General features: G+C 71.3%; 16 protein-coding genes. 14 read left to right on the forward strand and 2 right to left on the reverse strand.

Annotated features, from left to right (window positions below; translation table 11 throughout):
• Positions 1 to 617: 617 nt before the first annotated feature.
• From ACFYUS_RS21655 to ACFYUS_RS21715, 13 genes are read left to right on the forward strand one after another with little or no spacing between them, the layout of a single operon-like run.
• Positions 618 to 1,628, forward strand: coding sequence for an ABC transporter ATP-binding protein (locus ACFYUS_RS21655; protein WP_388854345.1), 1,011 nt, complete (start codon positions 618 to 620; stop codon positions 1,626 to 1,628).
• Positions 1,625 to 2,389, forward strand: coding sequence for an MlaE family ABC transporter permease (locus tag ACFYUS_RS21660; protein ID WP_388854348.1), 765 nt, complete (start codon positions 1,625 to 1,627; stop codon positions 2,387 to 2,389). Before ACFYUS_RS21655 ends, ACFYUS_RS21660 begins: the two co-directional genes overlap by 4 nt.
• 5 nt (positions 2,390 to 2,394) lie before the next feature.
• Entirely contained in the window at positions 2,395 to 3,201 is an 807-nt protein-coding gene (locus ACFYUS_RS21665) for an ABC transporter permease (RefSeq protein WP_030689715.1), read from the forward strand.
• A 1-nt stretch (position 3,202) separates the two neighbouring features.
• Entirely contained in the window at positions 3,203 to 4,456 is a 1,254-nt protein-coding gene (locus ACFYUS_RS21670) for an MCE family protein (RefSeq protein WP_388854351.1), read from the forward strand.
• On the forward strand, positions 4,453 to 5,508 hold the full coding sequence (locus ACFYUS_RS21675; RefSeq protein ID WP_388854354.1) for an MCE family protein: 1,056 nt from the start codon (positions 4,453 to 4,455) through the stop codon (positions 5,506 to 5,508). The genes ACFYUS_RS21670 and ACFYUS_RS21675 overlap by 4 nt, the downstream gene beginning before the upstream one ends.
• Positions 5,505 to 6,554 carry an MCE family protein gene (locus tag ACFYUS_RS21680; RefSeq protein WP_388854356.1) on the forward strand — a complete coding sequence of 350 codons (1,050 nt, stop codon included), beginning with the start codon at positions 5,505 to 5,507 and terminating at the stop codon, positions 6,552 to 6,554. Before ACFYUS_RS21675 ends, ACFYUS_RS21680 begins: the two co-directional genes overlap by 4 nt.
• Positions 6,551 to 7,591, forward strand: a complete 1,041-nt coding sequence (locus ACFYUS_RS21685) for an MCE family protein (RefSeq protein ID WP_388854359.1) — start codon at positions 6,551 to 6,553, stop codon at positions 7,589 to 7,591. Before ACFYUS_RS21680 ends, ACFYUS_RS21685 begins: the two co-directional genes overlap by 4 nt.
• Entirely contained in the window at positions 7,588 to 8,793 is a 1,206-nt protein-coding gene (locus ACFYUS_RS21690) for an MCE family protein (protein WP_388854362.1), read from the forward strand. The genes ACFYUS_RS21685 and ACFYUS_RS21690 overlap by 4 nt, the downstream gene beginning before the upstream one ends.
• Positions 8,790 to 10,064, forward strand: coding sequence for an MCE family protein (locus ACFYUS_RS21695; RefSeq protein ID WP_388854365.1), 1,275 nt, complete (start codon positions 8,790 to 8,792; stop codon positions 10,062 to 10,064). The genes ACFYUS_RS21690 and ACFYUS_RS21695 overlap by 4 nt, the downstream gene beginning before the upstream one ends.
• The gene (locus ACFYUS_RS21700) at positions 10,061 to 10,603 is read left to right on the forward strand and encodes a hypothetical protein (RefSeq protein ID WP_388854368.1); all 543 of its coding nucleotides are present in this window, start codon (positions 10,061 to 10,063) and stop codon (positions 10,601 to 10,603) included. The genes ACFYUS_RS21695 and ACFYUS_RS21700 overlap by 4 nt, the downstream gene beginning before the upstream one ends.
• 5 nt (positions 10,604 to 10,608) lie before the next feature.
• Positions 10,609 to 11,307, forward strand: coding sequence for a hypothetical protein (locus ACFYUS_RS21705; protein WP_388855125.1), 699 nt, complete (start codon positions 10,609 to 10,611; stop codon positions 11,305 to 11,307).
• A 26-nt stretch (positions 11,308 to 11,333) separates the two neighbouring features.
• Positions 11,334 to 11,876 carry a hypothetical protein gene (locus ACFYUS_RS21710; RefSeq protein ID WP_388854371.1) on the forward strand — a complete coding sequence of 181 codons (543 nt, stop codon included), beginning with the start codon at positions 11,334 to 11,336 and terminating at the stop codon, positions 11,874 to 11,876.
• Positions 11,877 to 11,926: 50 nt separating this feature from the next.
• A complete protein-coding gene (locus ACFYUS_RS21715; protein WP_388854374.1) occupies positions 11,927 to 12,754 on the forward strand; it encodes a hypothetical protein in 828 nt (275 codons plus the stop codon).
• 401 nt (positions 12,755 to 13,155) lie between these two features.
• On the opposite strand, the gene modA is transcribed toward ACFYUS_RS21715, so the two are convergent.
• Both modA and ACFYUS_RS21725 read right to left on the reverse strand, forming a co-directional pair.
• Positions 13,156 to 13,965: a molybdate ABC transporter substrate-binding protein gene (gene modA / locus ACFYUS_RS21720; RefSeq protein ID WP_388854376.1), complete on the reverse strand. Its 810-nt coding sequence runs from the start codon at positions 13,963 to 13,965 to the stop codon at positions 13,156 to 13,158.
• A gap of 92 nt (positions 13,966 to 14,057) precedes the next feature.
• A complete protein-coding gene (locus ACFYUS_RS21725) occupies positions 14,058 to 14,309 on the reverse strand; it encodes a TOBE domain-containing protein (RefSeq protein WP_388854379.1) in 252 nt (83 codons plus the stop codon).
• A 270-nt stretch (positions 14,310 to 14,579) separates the two neighbouring features.
• Here ACFYUS_RS21725 and ACFYUS_RS21730 point away from each other — a divergent pair, with 270 nt between their 5' ends.
• Complete coding sequence (locus tag ACFYUS_RS21730; protein WP_388854382.1) at positions 14,580 to 16,106, forward strand: PucR family transcriptional regulator; 1,527 nt, start codon at positions 14,580 to 14,582, stop codon at positions 16,104 to 16,106.
• Positions 16,107 to 16,116: the final 10 nt, after the last annotated feature.

Below are 16,116 nucleotides of genomic sequence, written 5' to 3' on the forward strand. Positions count from 1 at the left end.
GCTCTGGGGTTCTCCTTGGGGATCGTCCGGCAGAGGGTGCTTCGGTGGGGGTGTGCTGTGACGGGTGCAGACGCGGCCGGCGGCCTGGCCGTCTCACCGGCACGAAACCAGACGTTACTTGCGGGAAACTTAGCCGAACAATGGCGCGAACCAAGATTCTTTGAAGATGCCCGATTGCCTGTCAAGAGGGTGAGCGATGGCCGGAATCCTCTTGGTTCCGGGGTGCGCAATGTCGACAATTATGATCGATCATGCGAGGTCGGAGAGGGGGTCGGCCGGTCAATATGGCATTTCCCTCCGGCCGGTGACAATCCCTCACGCGGAATTGTCTCGCGGCTGATAAACGACCCGCCGTCAGGCCCTGTTCCGCGAAAACTCCGGATCCGGTATTGCCCCACGAGGTTACCCGGCCGTAGCGTTCCCGGAGTCGACGCTCAGTCGCAGGTCGGCGCACCACTCTGTCGTGGCGGTGACAAGAACATCTCCCGACTTTGTCTCCGTGGTGACAAACGCGGGAGCGGATCAATGAATTTGCGCCACAGCTATTGTCCGAGTGATCCAGAACGGCCTACCGTGCGCCCGCGGCGCACGCGTCACGCACGTCCGCTGGAGGTGGGATGGGAATCGAAGTAGTCGTCGAGGGGCTCACCATGTCCTTCGGCAAACAGAACATCTGGCAGGACGTGTCACTGACGCTCCCGGCCGGCGAGGTGAGCGTCATGCTCGGCCCTTCCGGAACCGGCAAGACGGTCTTCCTGAAATCGCTCATCGGGCTGCTCAAGCCGCAACAGGGCCGTGTCCTCATCAACGGGGTCGACATGGTCAGCAGCCCCGAACGCGACATCTACGAGACCCGGAAGCTCTTCGGCCTCATGTTCCAGGACGGCGCCCTGTTCGGCTCCATGAGCCTCTTCGACAACATCGCCTTCCCGCTGCGCGAGCACACCCGCAAGCGGGAGTCCGAGATCCGGCGCATCGTCATGGAACGGATCGAACTCGTCGGCCTCCTCGGCGCGGAGGACAAGCTGCCGGGCGAGATCAGCGGCGGCATGCGCAAACGCGCCGGCCTGGCCCGCGCGCTCGTGCTCGACCCGCAGATCGTCCTGTGCGACGAACCGGACTCCGGGCTCGACCCCGTCCGCACCGCCTACCTGTCGCAGCTGCTCATCGACCTCAACGCGCGGATCGACGCGACGATGCTGATCGTCACCCACAACCTCGACATCGCCGCCACCGTCCCCGACAACATGGGGATGTTCTTCCGCCGCAGGCTCGTCACCTTCGGGCCCCGCGAGGTCCTCCTCACCAGCGACGAACCGGTCGTCACCCAGTTCCTCGCCGGCCGCCGCGAAGGCCCCATCGGCATGTCCGAGGAGAAGGACGCCGCCCTCCTCGCCGCCGAGGCGGTCGACCCCGCCGGCCACGCGACGGCGCCCCGGGTCATCGTCCCGCAGCTGGAACCCTCCCCCGGCCTCCCGCCCCGCGCGGCGGTCACCCGGCGCCGGGAGCGCGTCCTCGGCATGCTCGACCAGCTGCCGCCCGCCGCCCGCGCCGCCATCCGCGACACCTACGCGAAGAACGCCGCGGCGCCCACCCTGACCATGCCGGCCCCCGGGAGCGGCTCGTGATCACCGGCGCGCTGCGGCAGACCGGCCGCCTCTTCGCCCTCGCCGCCGAGGTGAGCCGGGCCGTCTTCCGGCGGCCCTTCCAGTTCCGCGAGTTCATCGAGCAGTTCTGGTTCGTCGCGAGCGTCACCATCCTGCCCGCCGCACTCGTCTCCATCCCGTTCGGCGCCGTCATCGCCCTCCAGGTCGGCTCGCTCACCCAGCAGTTGGGCGCCCAGTCGTTCACCGGCGGCGCCAGTGTCCTCGCCGTCATCCAGCAGGCCAGCCCGCTCATCGTGGCCCTCCTGATCGCCGGCGCCGGCGGCTCCGCCATCTGCGCCGACCTCGGCTCCCGCAAGATCCGGGAGGAGCTCGACGCGATGGAGGTCATGGGCGTCTCGCCCGTCCAGCGACTGGTCGTCCCGCGGGTCCTCGCCACCATGGCGGTCGCCGTCCTCCTCAACGGGATGGTGTCCGTCGTCGGCACCCTGGGCGGCTACTTCTTCAACATCGTCCTCCAGGGCGGCACCCCCGGCGCCTACCTCTCCAGCTTCTCCGCCCTCGCCCAGCTCCCCGACCTCTACATCAGCGAGATCAAGGCGCTGATCTTCGGGTTCATCGCGGGCATCGTCGCCGCCTACCGGGGGCTCAACCCCCGCGGCGGCCCCAAGGGCGTCGGCGACGCGGTCAACCAGTCCGTCGTCATCACCTTCATGCTGCTGTTCTTCGTGAACATGGTGCTGACGGGCATCTACCTCCAGATCGTCCCGCCGAAGGGAGGCTGAGACCGATGGCCTCCCCCTTCGTCTGGCTCGACCGCTCCGGAGACCAGCTCCTCTTCTACGTACGGGCGCTGCTCTGGATACCCAGGACCCTGCGCCGCTACCTCAAGGAGGTGCAACGGCTGCTCGCCGAGGTCGCCTTCGGCTCCGGCGGCCTCGGCGTCATCGGCGGCACCATCGGCGTCATGATCGCGATGACGCTGTTCACCGGCACCGTCGTCGGCCTCCAGGGCTACGCGGCCCTCGAACAGATCGGCACCGCCGCCTTCACGGGATTCGTCTCCGCGTACTTCAACACCCGCGAGATCGCCCCGCTCGTCGCCGGACTCGCCCTCTCCGCGACCGTCGGCGCCGGATTCACCGCCCAGCTCGGCGCCATGCGCATCAACGAAGAGGTCGACGCCCTCGAAGGCATGGGCATCCGCTCCATGCCGTACCTCGTCACCACCCGCATCATCGCCGGCGTCGTCGCCATCGTCCCGCTCTACGCGGTCGGCCTGCTCTCCTCCTACCTTGCCTCCCGGTACGTGACGGTCCTCTTCAACGGCCAGTCCCAGGGCACGTACGACCACTACTTCAACCTCTTCCTGTCACCGACGGACGTCCTCCTCTCGGTGCTGAAAGTGCTGATCTTCAGCGTGATGGTGATCATCGCCCACTGCTACTACGGCTTCCGCGCCTCCGGCGGCCCCGCCGGCGTCGGCATCGCCGTCGGCCGCTCCGTACGCAACGCGATCGTGCTGATCAGCGTCACCGACTTCTTCCTGTCGCTGGCCCTCTGGGGCGCGACCACGACCGTGAAGGTGGCGGGGTGAGATGAGCGACTCACGTGCCGAGACCGTCCGCCGCCGGTTCGCCGGCGTCGTCTTCCTGCTGGTGCCCGTCCTGCTCGCCTCGCTCGCGGTCGCCGTCTACGACAAACGGTTCACCGACTCCGACCCGGTCGTCGTCGAGACCGGCAGCGTCGGCAACGAGATGCACCTCGGCGCCGAGGTGAAGCTCCGCGGCGTCGTCATCGGCGAGGTCCGCGCCATCGACGCCACCGACGGCGGAGCCCGGCTCACCCTCGCCATGCGGCCCGGAACCCTGAGCCACGTCCCCTCCGACGTCCGCGCGCAGATGCTGCCCACGACCCTCTTCGGCGAACGGTTCGTGGCCCTCGTACCGCCGGCGAACGCCTCCACGCGACCGCTCGGCCCCGGAGACGTCATCCCCGAGGACCGCTCCAGCAACGCCGTCGAACTCCAGCAGGTCCTCGACAACGTCCTGCCCCTGCTCACCGCCGTCCAGCCGGAGAAACTGTCGGCGACCCTGTCCGCCGTCTCCCGCGCCCTGGAGGGGCGCGGCGACAAGCTCGGCGAGACCCTCAGCGAACTCGACGCCCACCTGCGCGAGTTCAACCCCCACCTGCCCGCCCTCACCCGCGACCTGAAAGAACTCGTGAAGGTCAGCAACCTCTACGCGGACGCCGCCCCGGACATCGTCACGGCGCTCACCGACTTCACCACCACCAGCGGCACCCTCGCCGAGAAGGAGGGCGAGTTGGCCGGCACCTTCGGCGCCACCACCCGGACCGCGCAGGACCTGACCGCCTTCCTGCGGCAGAACAAGAACAACATCATCCGGCTCAGCGCCACCGGCAGGCCCACCCTGGAACTCCTCGCCGAGTACTCCCCGTCCTTCCCGTGCACCCTGCGCACCCTCGCCCAGTTCGTGCCCGCGATGGACAAGGCGCTCGGCAAGGGAACGAAGCAGCCGGGACTGCACGTCGAGGTGACCACCGTCCCCTCGCGCGGCGCGTACGTCCCCGGCCGTGACACCCCCTCGTACGGCTCCGGCGGCGGCCCGCACTGCTACCCCGTGCCGTACCTCGGCGTCCCCGCCGCACCCGCCGCACGGGCGTCCGCCGCGGCCGACCAGCAGCTCGGGCCCGCCAACTCCCCGCAGGAGAACGACCTCGTCAACGAACTGCTCGCCCCCGCGGCGAACAAGCGGCCCGGCGACCTGCCGGACTGGAGCAGCCTGCTGGCCGGCCCCGCGTTCCGCGGCGCGGAGGTGACCCTCCGATGACGACGAGACCCGCCCACACCCGCCGGCGCGGCCTGACCGGGACCGTGCTGAAGTCCCTCGCGTTCGTCCTGGTCACCGCCCTGGCCACCACGGTCCTCGGCTTCAGCATCGCCAACACCGGCGTCGGCTCCGGCACCCGCTCCTACAAGGCGCTGTTCACCGACGTCACCGGGCTCGTCGAGGGCGACTCCGTGCGCATCGCCGGAGTGAAGGTCGGCGAGGTGACCGACGTACGCGTCGTCGAACGGCGCACCGCCCAGGTCACCTTCACGGTCCGCGACGACCGCACCCTGCCCCTGTCCGCGACCGCCGCCGTGAAGTACCTCAACATGGTCGGCCAGCGGTACGTCTCCCTCGGCCGCGGCACCGGCGACCTGACCGGCACCCTGCACGCCGGGGACACCATCCCGCTCGACCGCACCACCCCCGCGCTCGACCTGACCCTGCTCTTCAACGGCTTCAAGCCCCTGTTCGAGGGCCTCTCGCCCGCCGACGTCAACGACCTCGCCGGCTCGCTCGTGCAGGTCCTCCAGGGCGAGAGCGGCACCGTCGACAGCCTCCTGCGGCACATCGGCTCCCTCACGAAGACCGTGGCCGCCAAGGACAAGGTCATCGGCGAGGTCGTCACCCACCTCAACACCGTCCTGACCACCCTCAACACCCGCGAGGCCGCCTTCGGGGACCTCGTCGTCACCCTCCAGAAGCTCGTCACCGGCTTCAACACCGACCGCAAACCCCTCGGCGAGGCGGTCAAGGCCATCGGCGACCTCACCACGACGACCGCCGGCCTCCTCCAGGAGGGGCGCGCCCCCCTCAAGAAGGACATCCGCGAACTCGGCCGGCTCTCGGGCACCCTCGGCGACCACACGCCCAGCATCGAGAACTTCCTCGCCAACACCCCCGGCAAGATGACGGCCCTCGCCCGGCTGTCCTCGTACGGCTCCTGGTTCAACCTCTACCTCTGCGAGGCGCGCGTGAGCGGCGTGGGAACCTCCGACGGCTCCAAGCCGCCGACCGGCATCGCCGTGACCGAGGCGAGGTGCCGCCGATGAGCCCGCGCCCCCTGTTCAAGCCGGTCAAGGAGCGCAGCCCCGTCGGCGTCGCCGTCGTCGGACTCGTGTTCCTCGCCCTCATGGCCGTCCTGGCGTACAACGTGGAACGGCTCCCCCTCGTCGGCGACGGCACCGCCTACAGCGCCGACTTCACCGAGGCCGCCGGGCTCGACGCCGGCGACGAGGTCCGCATCGCCGGCGTCAAGGTCGGCAAGGTCACCGAGGTCGCCCTCGACGGACCCAAGGTCAAGGTGACGTTCGAGGTCGGCGACGCCTGGATCGGCGACCGGTCGACCGCCGCCATCGCCATCAAGACCCTCCTCGGCGAGAAGTACCTCGCGCTCGACCCGCTGGGCTCCGCCCCGCAAGACCCCGGCACCCGCATCCCGCAGTCCCGCACCACCTCCCCGTACGACGTGACACAGGCCTTCCAGGACCTCAGCGGCACCGTCGACGCCATCGACAGCGAGAAGCTCGCGGAGAGCTTCCGGACGATCTCCGACACCTTCAAGAACTCGCCGCCGCACGTACGCAACGCCGCCACCGGCCTGTCCGAACTGTCGGAGTCCGTCTCCAAGCGCGACACCCAGCTCGCCCGCCTCCTGGAGAACAGCAAGAAGTTCACCAAGACCCTCCAGGACAAGAAGTCCAGCTTCGAGATCCTCATCGAGGACGGCGGCTCGCTGCTCGGGGAGCTCAGGAAGCGCCGCGAGGCCATCCGCGCCCTGCTCAAGGGGAGCAGGGACCTGGGCACCGAGCTCAGCGGACTCGTCGGCGACAACAACCGGCAGCTCGGCCCCACCCTGAAGGCCCTCAGCCGCGTCACCGGCGTCCTGGAGAAGAACAGCGGCCAGCTCGACAAGACGCTCGCGCTCATCGGCCCGTACTACCGGCTCGTCGGCAACACCCTCGGCAGCGGCCGCTGGTTCGACAGCTACCTGTGCGGCGTGGTGCCCCGCACCTATCTGCCCGAGGCCTCGCAGCCCAAGACCGGATGCCTGCCGCCGAAACAGACGGCGACGGCCAAGGGGAGCGGTGAACGATGACCAAGCCCAGAAAGCCCCTCGTCGCCGGGCTCGCCCTCGCGGTGCTCGCCGCCGCCGGCCTCGTCGCCGTACGCGTCCTCGACGACGACGGCATCCGCGTCACCGCCTACTTCGACCGGGCCGTCGGCATCTACGCCGGATCCGACCTGCGCGTCCTCGGCGTACGGGTGGGAGAGGTGGAGTCGGTGGAGCCGCAGGGCACCCGCGTCCGCGTCGCCCTCCGCCTCGACGAAGGCGTACGCGTCCCCGCCGACGCACGGGCCCTCGTCGTCGCCCCGAGCATCGTCGCCGACCGGTACGTCCAGCTCAGCCCCGCGTACGGCACCGGCCCCACCCTCGCCGACGGCGCCCAGCTGCCCGCCTCCCGCAACCGCACCCCCGTCGAGATCGACCAGCTCTACGACTCGATCACCGAACTGAGCAAGGCGCTCGGCCCCGACGGCGCCAACTCCGCAGGAGCCCTCTCCGAACTCCTCGACACCGGGGCGAAGAACCTCAAGGGCAACGGCACGGCCATCGGCACCTCCATCGAACAGTTCGGCAAGGCAGCCAAGACCCTCGACGGCAGCAGCGACGACCTGTTCACCACCCTCGGCCAGCTCCAGACCTTCACCACCATGCTCAAGAACAAGGACGGCGACGTCCGCACCGCACAGGAACGCCTCGACGAGGTCGTCGGCTACTTCGCCGAGAACAAGGAGGACCTCGCCGGCGCCCTCAAGGAACTCGGCAAGGCCCTCGCCCAGGTCAAGACCTTCATCAAGGACAACCGCGGCGAGCTGAAGAAGAACATCGACCGGCTCGTCCCCCTCACCCAGACCCTCGTCGACCAGCGGGCCTCCCTCGCCGAGGCGCTCGACGTCGCCCCGCTCGCCGCCGGCAACCTCGTCAACGCGTACAACAAGGACACCCGCACCCTCGACGGCCGCGCCAACCTCAACGAGATCAGCATGGGCGGCCCGCTGCTGCCCCTGCCGGTCGCCGGGGCCTCTTCGGCGAGCGCCGGAGGGACGAGCACCGGGGAGGGGAAGCGATGAACAGGGACAGCCTGCCCTCCCGCAAGGCCGTCGGCGCCGCGGCCGTCGGAGCGGTCGCACTCGGCCTCGGGTTCGCCGTCGTCCTCGGCGCGATCCCCGCGAACCCCGTCCGCTTCGACGGCATCGAGGACCTCCCGCTGCCCGGCGGCGCCGACCTCGGCTCCCACCCCTACACGGTCACCGCCGAACTCGACGACGTCCTGAGCCTCGTGCCGCAGTCCGCGGTCAAGGTCAACGACGTCGCCGTCGGCCGCGTCACCGCCATCGATTTGGGCACCGACAACTGGTCCGCCCGCGTCACCCTGCAGATCAACGGCGACGTCCGGCTCCCCGCCGGCGCGGGCGCCCGCCTGGAACAGTCCAGCCTCCTGGGCGAGAAGTACATCCAGCTCGTCGCCCCGCAGAAGGACGACGGCACCCGCCTCACCGACGGCAGCGTCATCCCGATCGCCCGCACCAACCGCAACACGGAGGTCGAGGAGGTGTTCGGCGCGCTGTCCCTGCTCCTCAACGGCGGCGGCGTCAACCAGCTCAAGACCATCACCCGGGAGCTCAACGCCGCCCTCGGCGGACGCGAACCCGAGGTCCGCTCGATGCTGAACCGCGTCAACACCCTGGTGACGAACCTCGACGCACACCGCGGCGACATCACCCGCGCCCTCGACGGCGTCAACCGGCTCTCCGCCACCCTCGCCGGCCGCAAGAAGGACGTCGACACCGTCCTCACCGGCCTCTCGCCCGGCCTGAAGACACTGGAGAACCAGCGGGGCTCCCTGCTGACCATGCTGCGCGCCCTCGACACCCTCTCCGGCGTCGCCGTCTCCACCGTCGACGCGAGCAAGAAGGACATGATCGCCGACCTCAAGGCCCTCGCGCCGACCCTCACGGCACTCGCGGACGCCGGAGCCGACCTGCCCGACTCCCTGCAGGTGCTCCTCACGTACCCCTTCACCGACGAGGTGATGAACGGCATCAAGGGCGACTACCTCAACACCTACCTGCACCTCGCCGCCACCCCCGGCACCGAGGTGATCCCGCCCCTGATCCCCGATCCCGACCCCGGCCCGACCGCTCCCGCCCCATCGGAGCCGACCCCGGACCCGGGCACGGGCGAGCGGGCCGGAAGGAACACCTCCTCGCCGCTGCCCCTGCCCCCGGTCACGACGGGCACCACACCCAAGGACGGAGGCGAGAACCGGTGATCACCCGCACCGTACGGCTGAAGAACCTCGCGTTCCTCGTCATCGCCGTACTCGTCCTCGGCTTCGTCGGCGTCCGCTACGCCGACCTCGGCCGCTACGCCGGCATCGCCGACGACTACACCGTCCGCGTCCACCTCGCCCGCACCGGAGGCCTGTTCACCCACTCCGACGTCACCTACCGGGGTGTCTCCGTGGGACGCGTCGGCGCCATCGACCTCACCGCCGACGGAGTCGTCGCCGAACTGCGCATCAAGAAGTCGGCGCCCCGGATCCCCGCCGACGCGCGCGCCGTGGTCGCCGGACTCTCCGCCGTCGGCGAGCAGTACATCGACCTCCGCCCCGAGAGCGACGGCGGCCCCTTCCTCACCGACGGCGCCCGCATCGAACAGACCGACACCGAGGTGCCGGCGCCCGTCACCGACATGCTCGCGAGCATGAACGACCTCACCACCTCCGTACCCCTGGAATCCCTGCGCACGGTCGTCGACGAACTCGGCAAGACCTTCGAGGGACACGGCGACGACCTCCAGGTCCTCCTCGACAACGGCAGCCGGTTCGTCCAGGCCGCCGACCGGGCCCTGCCGGCCACCACCCGGCTCATCAACGACGGCGAGGTCGTCCTGCGCACCCAGGCCGACGAGAGCCGCGCCATCCGGGACTTCGCCACCGGCGCCCGCGACCTCGCCGCCACCCTCAAGGGCTCGGACGCCGACCTGCGCCGCCTCCTCGCCGTCACACCCGACGCGACCGGCCAGGTCAGCGGCCTCCTGCGCGACCTCGACCCGAGCCTCGGCGTCGTCCTCGCCAACCTCCTCACCACCTCGGAGGTCGCCGTCACCCGGCAGCGCGGCACGGAGGAGCTCCTCGTGAAGTTCCCGGCGGCCGTCTCGGCGGGAGCCACCACCGTCGACGGAGGACACCTGAACATCGGCATGGCCGTCACCTTCTTCAAACCCCTGCCCTGCACCTCCGGATACGGCGGCACGCGCTACCGCAACGGACTCGACCTGGGGACCGCGCCCGCCCTCAACACCGGCGCCTCCTGCACGTCCCCCGCCTCCACCGGGGTCGACGTACGCGGCTCGGCCCACGCCCCCAAGGGCGGCGGCGTGCCCGCCCCTGCCCGGCCCGGCTCCCTGCCCTCCGGCAGCGCGCGCGCCACGCCCGGCTCGCAACCGCCCCTGCCCGGCGCACTCGCCCTGCCCGGCCAGACCGGCGGCGCGACGGACCTGGCCGGACTCCTCGGCCTGAACACCGGGAGCACCCGATGAAGCGTGCGAAGACCCTGGCCGTCACCGCCCTCGTCGTCGCCCTCGGCTTCTGCGGGACCGGCGCCTGGACCTACGCCCAGGCCCGCACCGACGAGGAGCTCGCCTTCGGCCGGGAACGCGACACCGCGCTCGCCGAGGGCCGCGACCGCCTCACCGTCCTCAACACGCTCGACGCCTCCACCCCCGAACGCGCCGCGGCCGGCATCCAGGCCTGGCGCGACGCCTCCACCGGACCGCTGCGCACCGAACTCGGCCGTACCGCGCCCACGGTGGGCGCCTCGGCCCGCGCCACCGTCACCGAGGCCGCGCTCACGGCGCTGGACGCGCGGGCCGGTACGGCGAAACTCATCGCGACCGTACGCGTCGACGTCACCCCGCGCGGAGCCACCACCGCGACCACCGACCGCAAACGCCTGGAGGCCGTCCTGACCCGCACCGGCGAGCACACATGGCGGATCGCGGCACTGAGCGCGGTCCCTGTCGCCGGAGCGGACAACGGCGAGAAGAACGAGAAGAGCGAGAAGGGCGGGGACGAGTGACGCGCCTGCTGCGCACGACGACCGGCGGGGGAGAGGCACTGGAGGCCACGGAGGCCACGGAGGCGGCAGCGGAGGAGAGCGCGTCCGTCGAGGTGACACCGGCCACGGTCGGAGGGGCGGGGGAGAGCGCGTCCGTCGACGTGACACCGTCCACGGACGGCGGGGACGGGACGGGAACCACGGACCACGCCGGCCGCCCTTCCTCCACCGTGTGGCGCAAGGCCGCCCTCACCGCCGCCCTCACCGCCCTCCTCCTCGGCGGCAGCGGGTTCTTCTACGCGGCCCACCAGCTCCGCACGACCCCCTCGGCGCGGAACCACGCGCTCACCGACACCGCGACGACCGACCGCGTAGGCGGCGACGTGGCCGAAGGCCTCGCCCGGGTGTTCTCCTACACGCCCGCCACCACCGACGCCGCCGAACGCTCCGCCCGCACCGTCCTCGCGGGGCGCGCCGCCCGCCAGTACGCGGACCTGCTCGCCCAGGTCCGCGCGAAGCTGGCCGCGCAGCGCATCACCCTCTCCACCCAGGCCGTCCGCACCGGGGTGATCGAACTCGACGGGGACAGCGCGCGCCTCCTCGTGTTCCTCGACCAGACCTCGCGGCGGGACGAGGGCGCCGCCACCTCCGCCGCGGCCCAGCTCACCGTCACCGCGAAGTACCAGTCGGACCGGTGGCTGATCGTCGACATCAAGGCCCGCTGACGATGAGCGGGAGACGGGAGAACCCCATGACACGCCAGGTCCGCGCTTCGGCGGGCAACCGGCCGGCCCTGGCCGTGGCGCTCGTGCTCACCCTGGTCGCGGGCGGCTTCGCGGCCTGGGAAGGGCGGAGCTGGTACGCCGCGTCCCACGACGACTCCGCGGCGTACGCGGTGCAGCGCGACGAGGCGCTCGCGGCGGGGGAGCAGGCCGTGCAGAACCTCAACACGCTCGACCACCGGCGCGTCGACCAGGGGCTGGACCTCTGGGAGACGTCGACGACCGGCGAGCTGCACAAGCAACTGGTCGACGGACGGACGGAGTTCACCAGTCAGGTGAAGGCGGCGAAGACGGTGACCACGGCCCGGGTGCTGTCCGGCGCCGTCACCGAACTCGACGACAGGGCGGGCCGGGCCCGGCTGCTCGTCGCGCTGCGCATCACCGTCACGACGCCCGACAGCAAGAGCACGGAGAAGGACAGCCGCATGCTGGGCGAACTCACCCGCACCGACGGCCAGTGGAAGCTCAGCGGGCTGGGGCAGGCCCCCGTGGGCGGCACGGCGGCCGGCTGACCGGACCGTCCCGTACGCGAGAGCCGCCAACACCCGAAAGGACACGCACGATGCCGACGCCCCGTCACCACCTCAACCGCCAGCGCCGCCGCCAGGCCCTCGCCGACCAGCCGGCCTCCGCGTCGAGGTCCCCCACACCCGTCGGTCTCCTGCCCGGGCCCGACTCCGACTCCGACTCCGCCCCGGACTCGGGGCCCCGGCAGCGAACCGCGGTGAAGTCCGTACGAGGAACGGCGGACGCACCGGGGCGGGAAGCCGCCGTCGAGGGCCCGGACTCCCAGGACGCGGTGGCCCCCGCCCGGACGGCGAAGGACGGGACACGGCCGCGCCACCTCGCCCCCCTGGTGACCCTCTGCCTCCTGAGCCTCCTTCTCGGCGGCTTCGCGGGATGGGCGCACAGCAGGGCGGGGGAACTGCGGGACGACCCCGCACGCGCCAACACGGCCCTCACCGACCTCGCCCGTACCAGTGAGATCAAGGGACAGACCGCCGCGGCCGTCGCCGCGCTCTTCTCGTACGACCACGCCGACACGGGTCCCTTCGAGCGGGCGGGGAAGACCCTTCTCACGGGCAAGGCCGTCGCCCAGCACCGGACGCTGTTCGCCGGGGTGCTGGCCCAGGCCGCCCGGCAGAAGACGGTGATCACCACGACGGTCACCGACAGCGCGGTGGAGCGGATCGACGGCGACCGCGCCCGGGTCCTGGTCTTCGCCGACCAGAGCAGCGTGAGCACGGCGGGAACCGGTGAGGCCGGCGGAGGGAAGAAGCAGCCGAAGGGCCGGGACCAGGGCGTCTACGCGGGTGCCATGTTCGCCCTGGACCTCGTGCACCGCGACGGCCGCTGGCTCGTGGAGGGCATCGACACCTTCGGCCGCTGAGGGCGGCGGGTGTGAGGGTCCCGCGCGCCGAACACCGCGATCGGTGCGCGGGACCCTCCCGTCCGGCTGTCCCACCGCAGCGAGAGCCACTCCTCCGCGCTGGGCCGGTGCGGCCAGTCAAGCAGGCGCGCCCCGCAGGGGCGATGGGACGTAGACACAGAAAAACGATCCCGCTGGACGGGCTGATGACAGTGGATCATCCAAGAGGCCGATGCCCCTTCAAAGGATGCATCTGCAGGCCGTATCGGCGAGTGGATCTCGCTGGTACGGGTCGCGGGGATCGCCGTCGCCGACGTCCGGCAGAGGTGTGGCGGGCATGCGGACGTGCGGACACGACGAAGAGGGGCTGTCCGTTCCCCCGAACCGGACAGCCCCTCGTGCTCCGGGTGATCCCGGATCCGCTACGGCTTCTGGAAGCCCGCGTCCTGGAGGATCTTCTGGCCCTCGGGCGAGGACAACCAGGCGACGAACGCGGCGGCGGCCTCGGCGTTCTTCGAGTCCTTGAGCGTGGCGGCCGGGTACTGGGCGATGGCGTTCTGCGCGTCGGGGATCTCGACCGCTTCGACCTTGTCCTCGGCGCTCTCGGCGTCGGTCTTGTAGACGAGTCCGGCGTCGGCCTCGCCGAGCTCGACCTTGCTGAGCACCGCGCGGACGTTCGGCTCCTGGGAGACCGGCTTCACGGTGATCTTCTGGGCGTCGAGGACCTTCTTGCTGTACTTGCCGGCCGGCACCTCGGGCGCGGCGAGGACGACCTTGAGCTTGGTGTCCGCGAGGTCCTTGAGCTCGTCGACCTTGAAGGGGTTGCCCTTGCCGGTGGCGATGACGAGCCGGTTCTTCGCGATGACCGTCGGGGTGCCGGTGTCGGCCTTCACCTTGTCCATGCTCTTGGTGTCGGCGGTGACCAGGACGTCGGCGGGGGAACCCTGCGAGACCTGGGCGACGAGCTCCTGCGAGCCGGCGAAGGAGAAGGTGAGCTTCGTGCCCGGGTGGGACTTCTCGTACGCGGCGCCGGCCGTCTTGAACACGTCGGTGAGGGAGGCCGCGGCGAGCACCGTGAGGTTCGCCCGGGGCGCGGCACTTGCGGAACCGGAGGCGGTGGAGCCCGCGGTGTCCTTCTCGGCGTCGTCGTTCGAGCAGGCGGCGAGCGGGACGAGCAGGGCGGCGGTGAGGACGGCGGCGGCCGTACGGCGTCTGGTGAGGGTGAGGGACATGGGGTCTGAACTCCTTGGGGACGAACGGAAGGTGCGGTGGGAGGCCGGCCGCGCCGACGGCCGATGGTGCTGCGGTACTGCGTGAGGGGTGGTCAGGTGCGGTCGATGTGCACGCTGGTCGATTTCACGCGGGCGGTGGCCTGCATGCCGACTTCCAGTCCCGGTTCCTCCACGGCCCCACGGGTGAGGAGGGCCCCCGGGCGATGTGGTCCGGCCTGGAGGGTGACCCGGGCCGCGACGTCACCGAGCTCGATCCCCGTGACGATGCCGGGGACCCGGCGCCGCGCGGTGTCGGGGCTCACGCCCGGCAACCGCGAGGCCTGCCCGAGGGTGTAGGACTGCATGTGCGACACCGTAGGGCGATCCGGCTCTCATCTGCAACAAACCCGTAGGACTCTCCATCGCGGATGAGAGCGGGCTTGGAGAAAGGTCTGAGGAGAGCGGGGGCGCTCACTCGCGGTCTGCGGAGAACCTCCATCCCGGGAAGCCCGCTCCTGGGGGAACATCCGAGAGGCGTTTCGCCGTAATGACTTCGCATCTACGATGTTCTGACTCGCACTCGCCTGGTGAATGTGAGGCGCGGACTTCGTTCGCGAGCACACAAGGAGTTCCGCATGCAGGTCGCCCAACTACTGCGCCTCGACCGTCTCGACCTCTCGCTCCTCTGGGGAGACGAGGCACTGCTGGCCCAGGAGATCAGCGGCGTGACGGCGACCGATCTGGAGGACCCGGCCCGGTTCCTGCAGCCGGGCGAGATCGTGCTCAGCGGCCTCGTGTGGTGCGACCGCGAGGGCGACCCCGTCAAGACCGACCGCTTCGTGTCCGCCCTGCGAGAGGCGGGCGCGGTGGCGCTCCTCGCCGGCGAGGAGACGCACGGCGAGGTGCCGGCGGAGCTGGTGGACGCCTGCCGCGACCACCGCGTCGCCCTGCTCGCCGTGCCGGCCCACACCAGCTTCCGGGCGATCACCGAGGCCGTCTACCTCCGGCAGTGGGGCGAGCTGAGCCGCCGCCCGACGGACCACTACGCACTGCCGGAGAACGTCCGCGTCGACCTCGACCGGGCCCTGGAGCGGGGCGCGTCGGCGGGCGAACTGCTCGACCTCTCCTTCGCGCACCTCGGCACGCCCGCCTGCCACCTGCTCACCGGCAGCGGCCGTACGGTCGCCCGCACCGCGACGGCCCCGGAACTCCCCGCGCGGCGCGCGGTGGAGGCGGTGCGCGGCCGGCACGGCACGACCGTACGGATCGAGGCCGACGACAGCGTCTTCGACACCTGGTACCTGCACCTCCCGGAGGACGGCCACGTCCCTCCCCGGATCCTCCACGAGATCGGCGAACTGATCGGCCGCCACCGCCGACGGCAGGACCGGCGGACGGAGCCCCGCCGACAGGTCCACGAGGAGCTGGTGACCCGGGTGGGCGCGGCGTACGGGGAGGCGAACGGCCTGGAGGAGGCCCTTCGCGCCTGCGGGCTCGCCGACGCCGCCGCGTACACCGTGGTGGTCGCCGCCTCGGGCCACGCCGAGGGCCGGCGGGACGCGGTCGCGGCCCTCACGGAGGCGCTCCGGCACCAGCCGTCGGTCGCGTTCGCCGCCGCCGGACGCGCGGAGGGGGAGGCCGTCGCCGTGCTGGCCCACGCACCGGACCCGGGCGGCGAGGTGCCGGTACGGATCCGAGAGGTGTGGCCGCTGCTCCACGCCTGCCGCCCCGGCGCCGCGCTGCACGCCGGCGTCAGCGACCCCGTGCACAGGCCGGCCGACCTCCGGGACGCCCTCGCCCAGGCCCGCTACGCCCTCGCGGGCGCCCGGGCGACGGCACCGGCGGCGAGCGTGGCGCGGCTCGCGGATCTCGCCGACCTCGGGACGCTCCTCGCCGGCGTCCCCGCCGACGTACGGGCGGTGTACCGGGACACCGTCCTCGGCCCCCTGCTGCGCGCCGGGAAGGGCTCGTACACGACCCTCCTGGACACCCTGGAGGTCTTCCTGGCGCACAACTGCTCCTGGGCCAGGACCGCGGAGGCGCTGCACCTCCACGTGAACACCGTCCACTACCGCATCGACCGCATCGAGGCCCTCACCGGCCGGGACCTGTCCCGCCTCGACCACAAGCTCGACCTGAGGGCGGCCCTGCTCTGCCGCTGAGCGCCGCGCG

Source organism: Streptomyces sp. NPDC004284 (genome assembly GCF_042874035.1).
Taxonomy (GTDB): domain Bacteria; phylum Actinomycetota; class Actinomycetes; order Streptomycetales; family Streptomycetaceae; genus Streptomyces.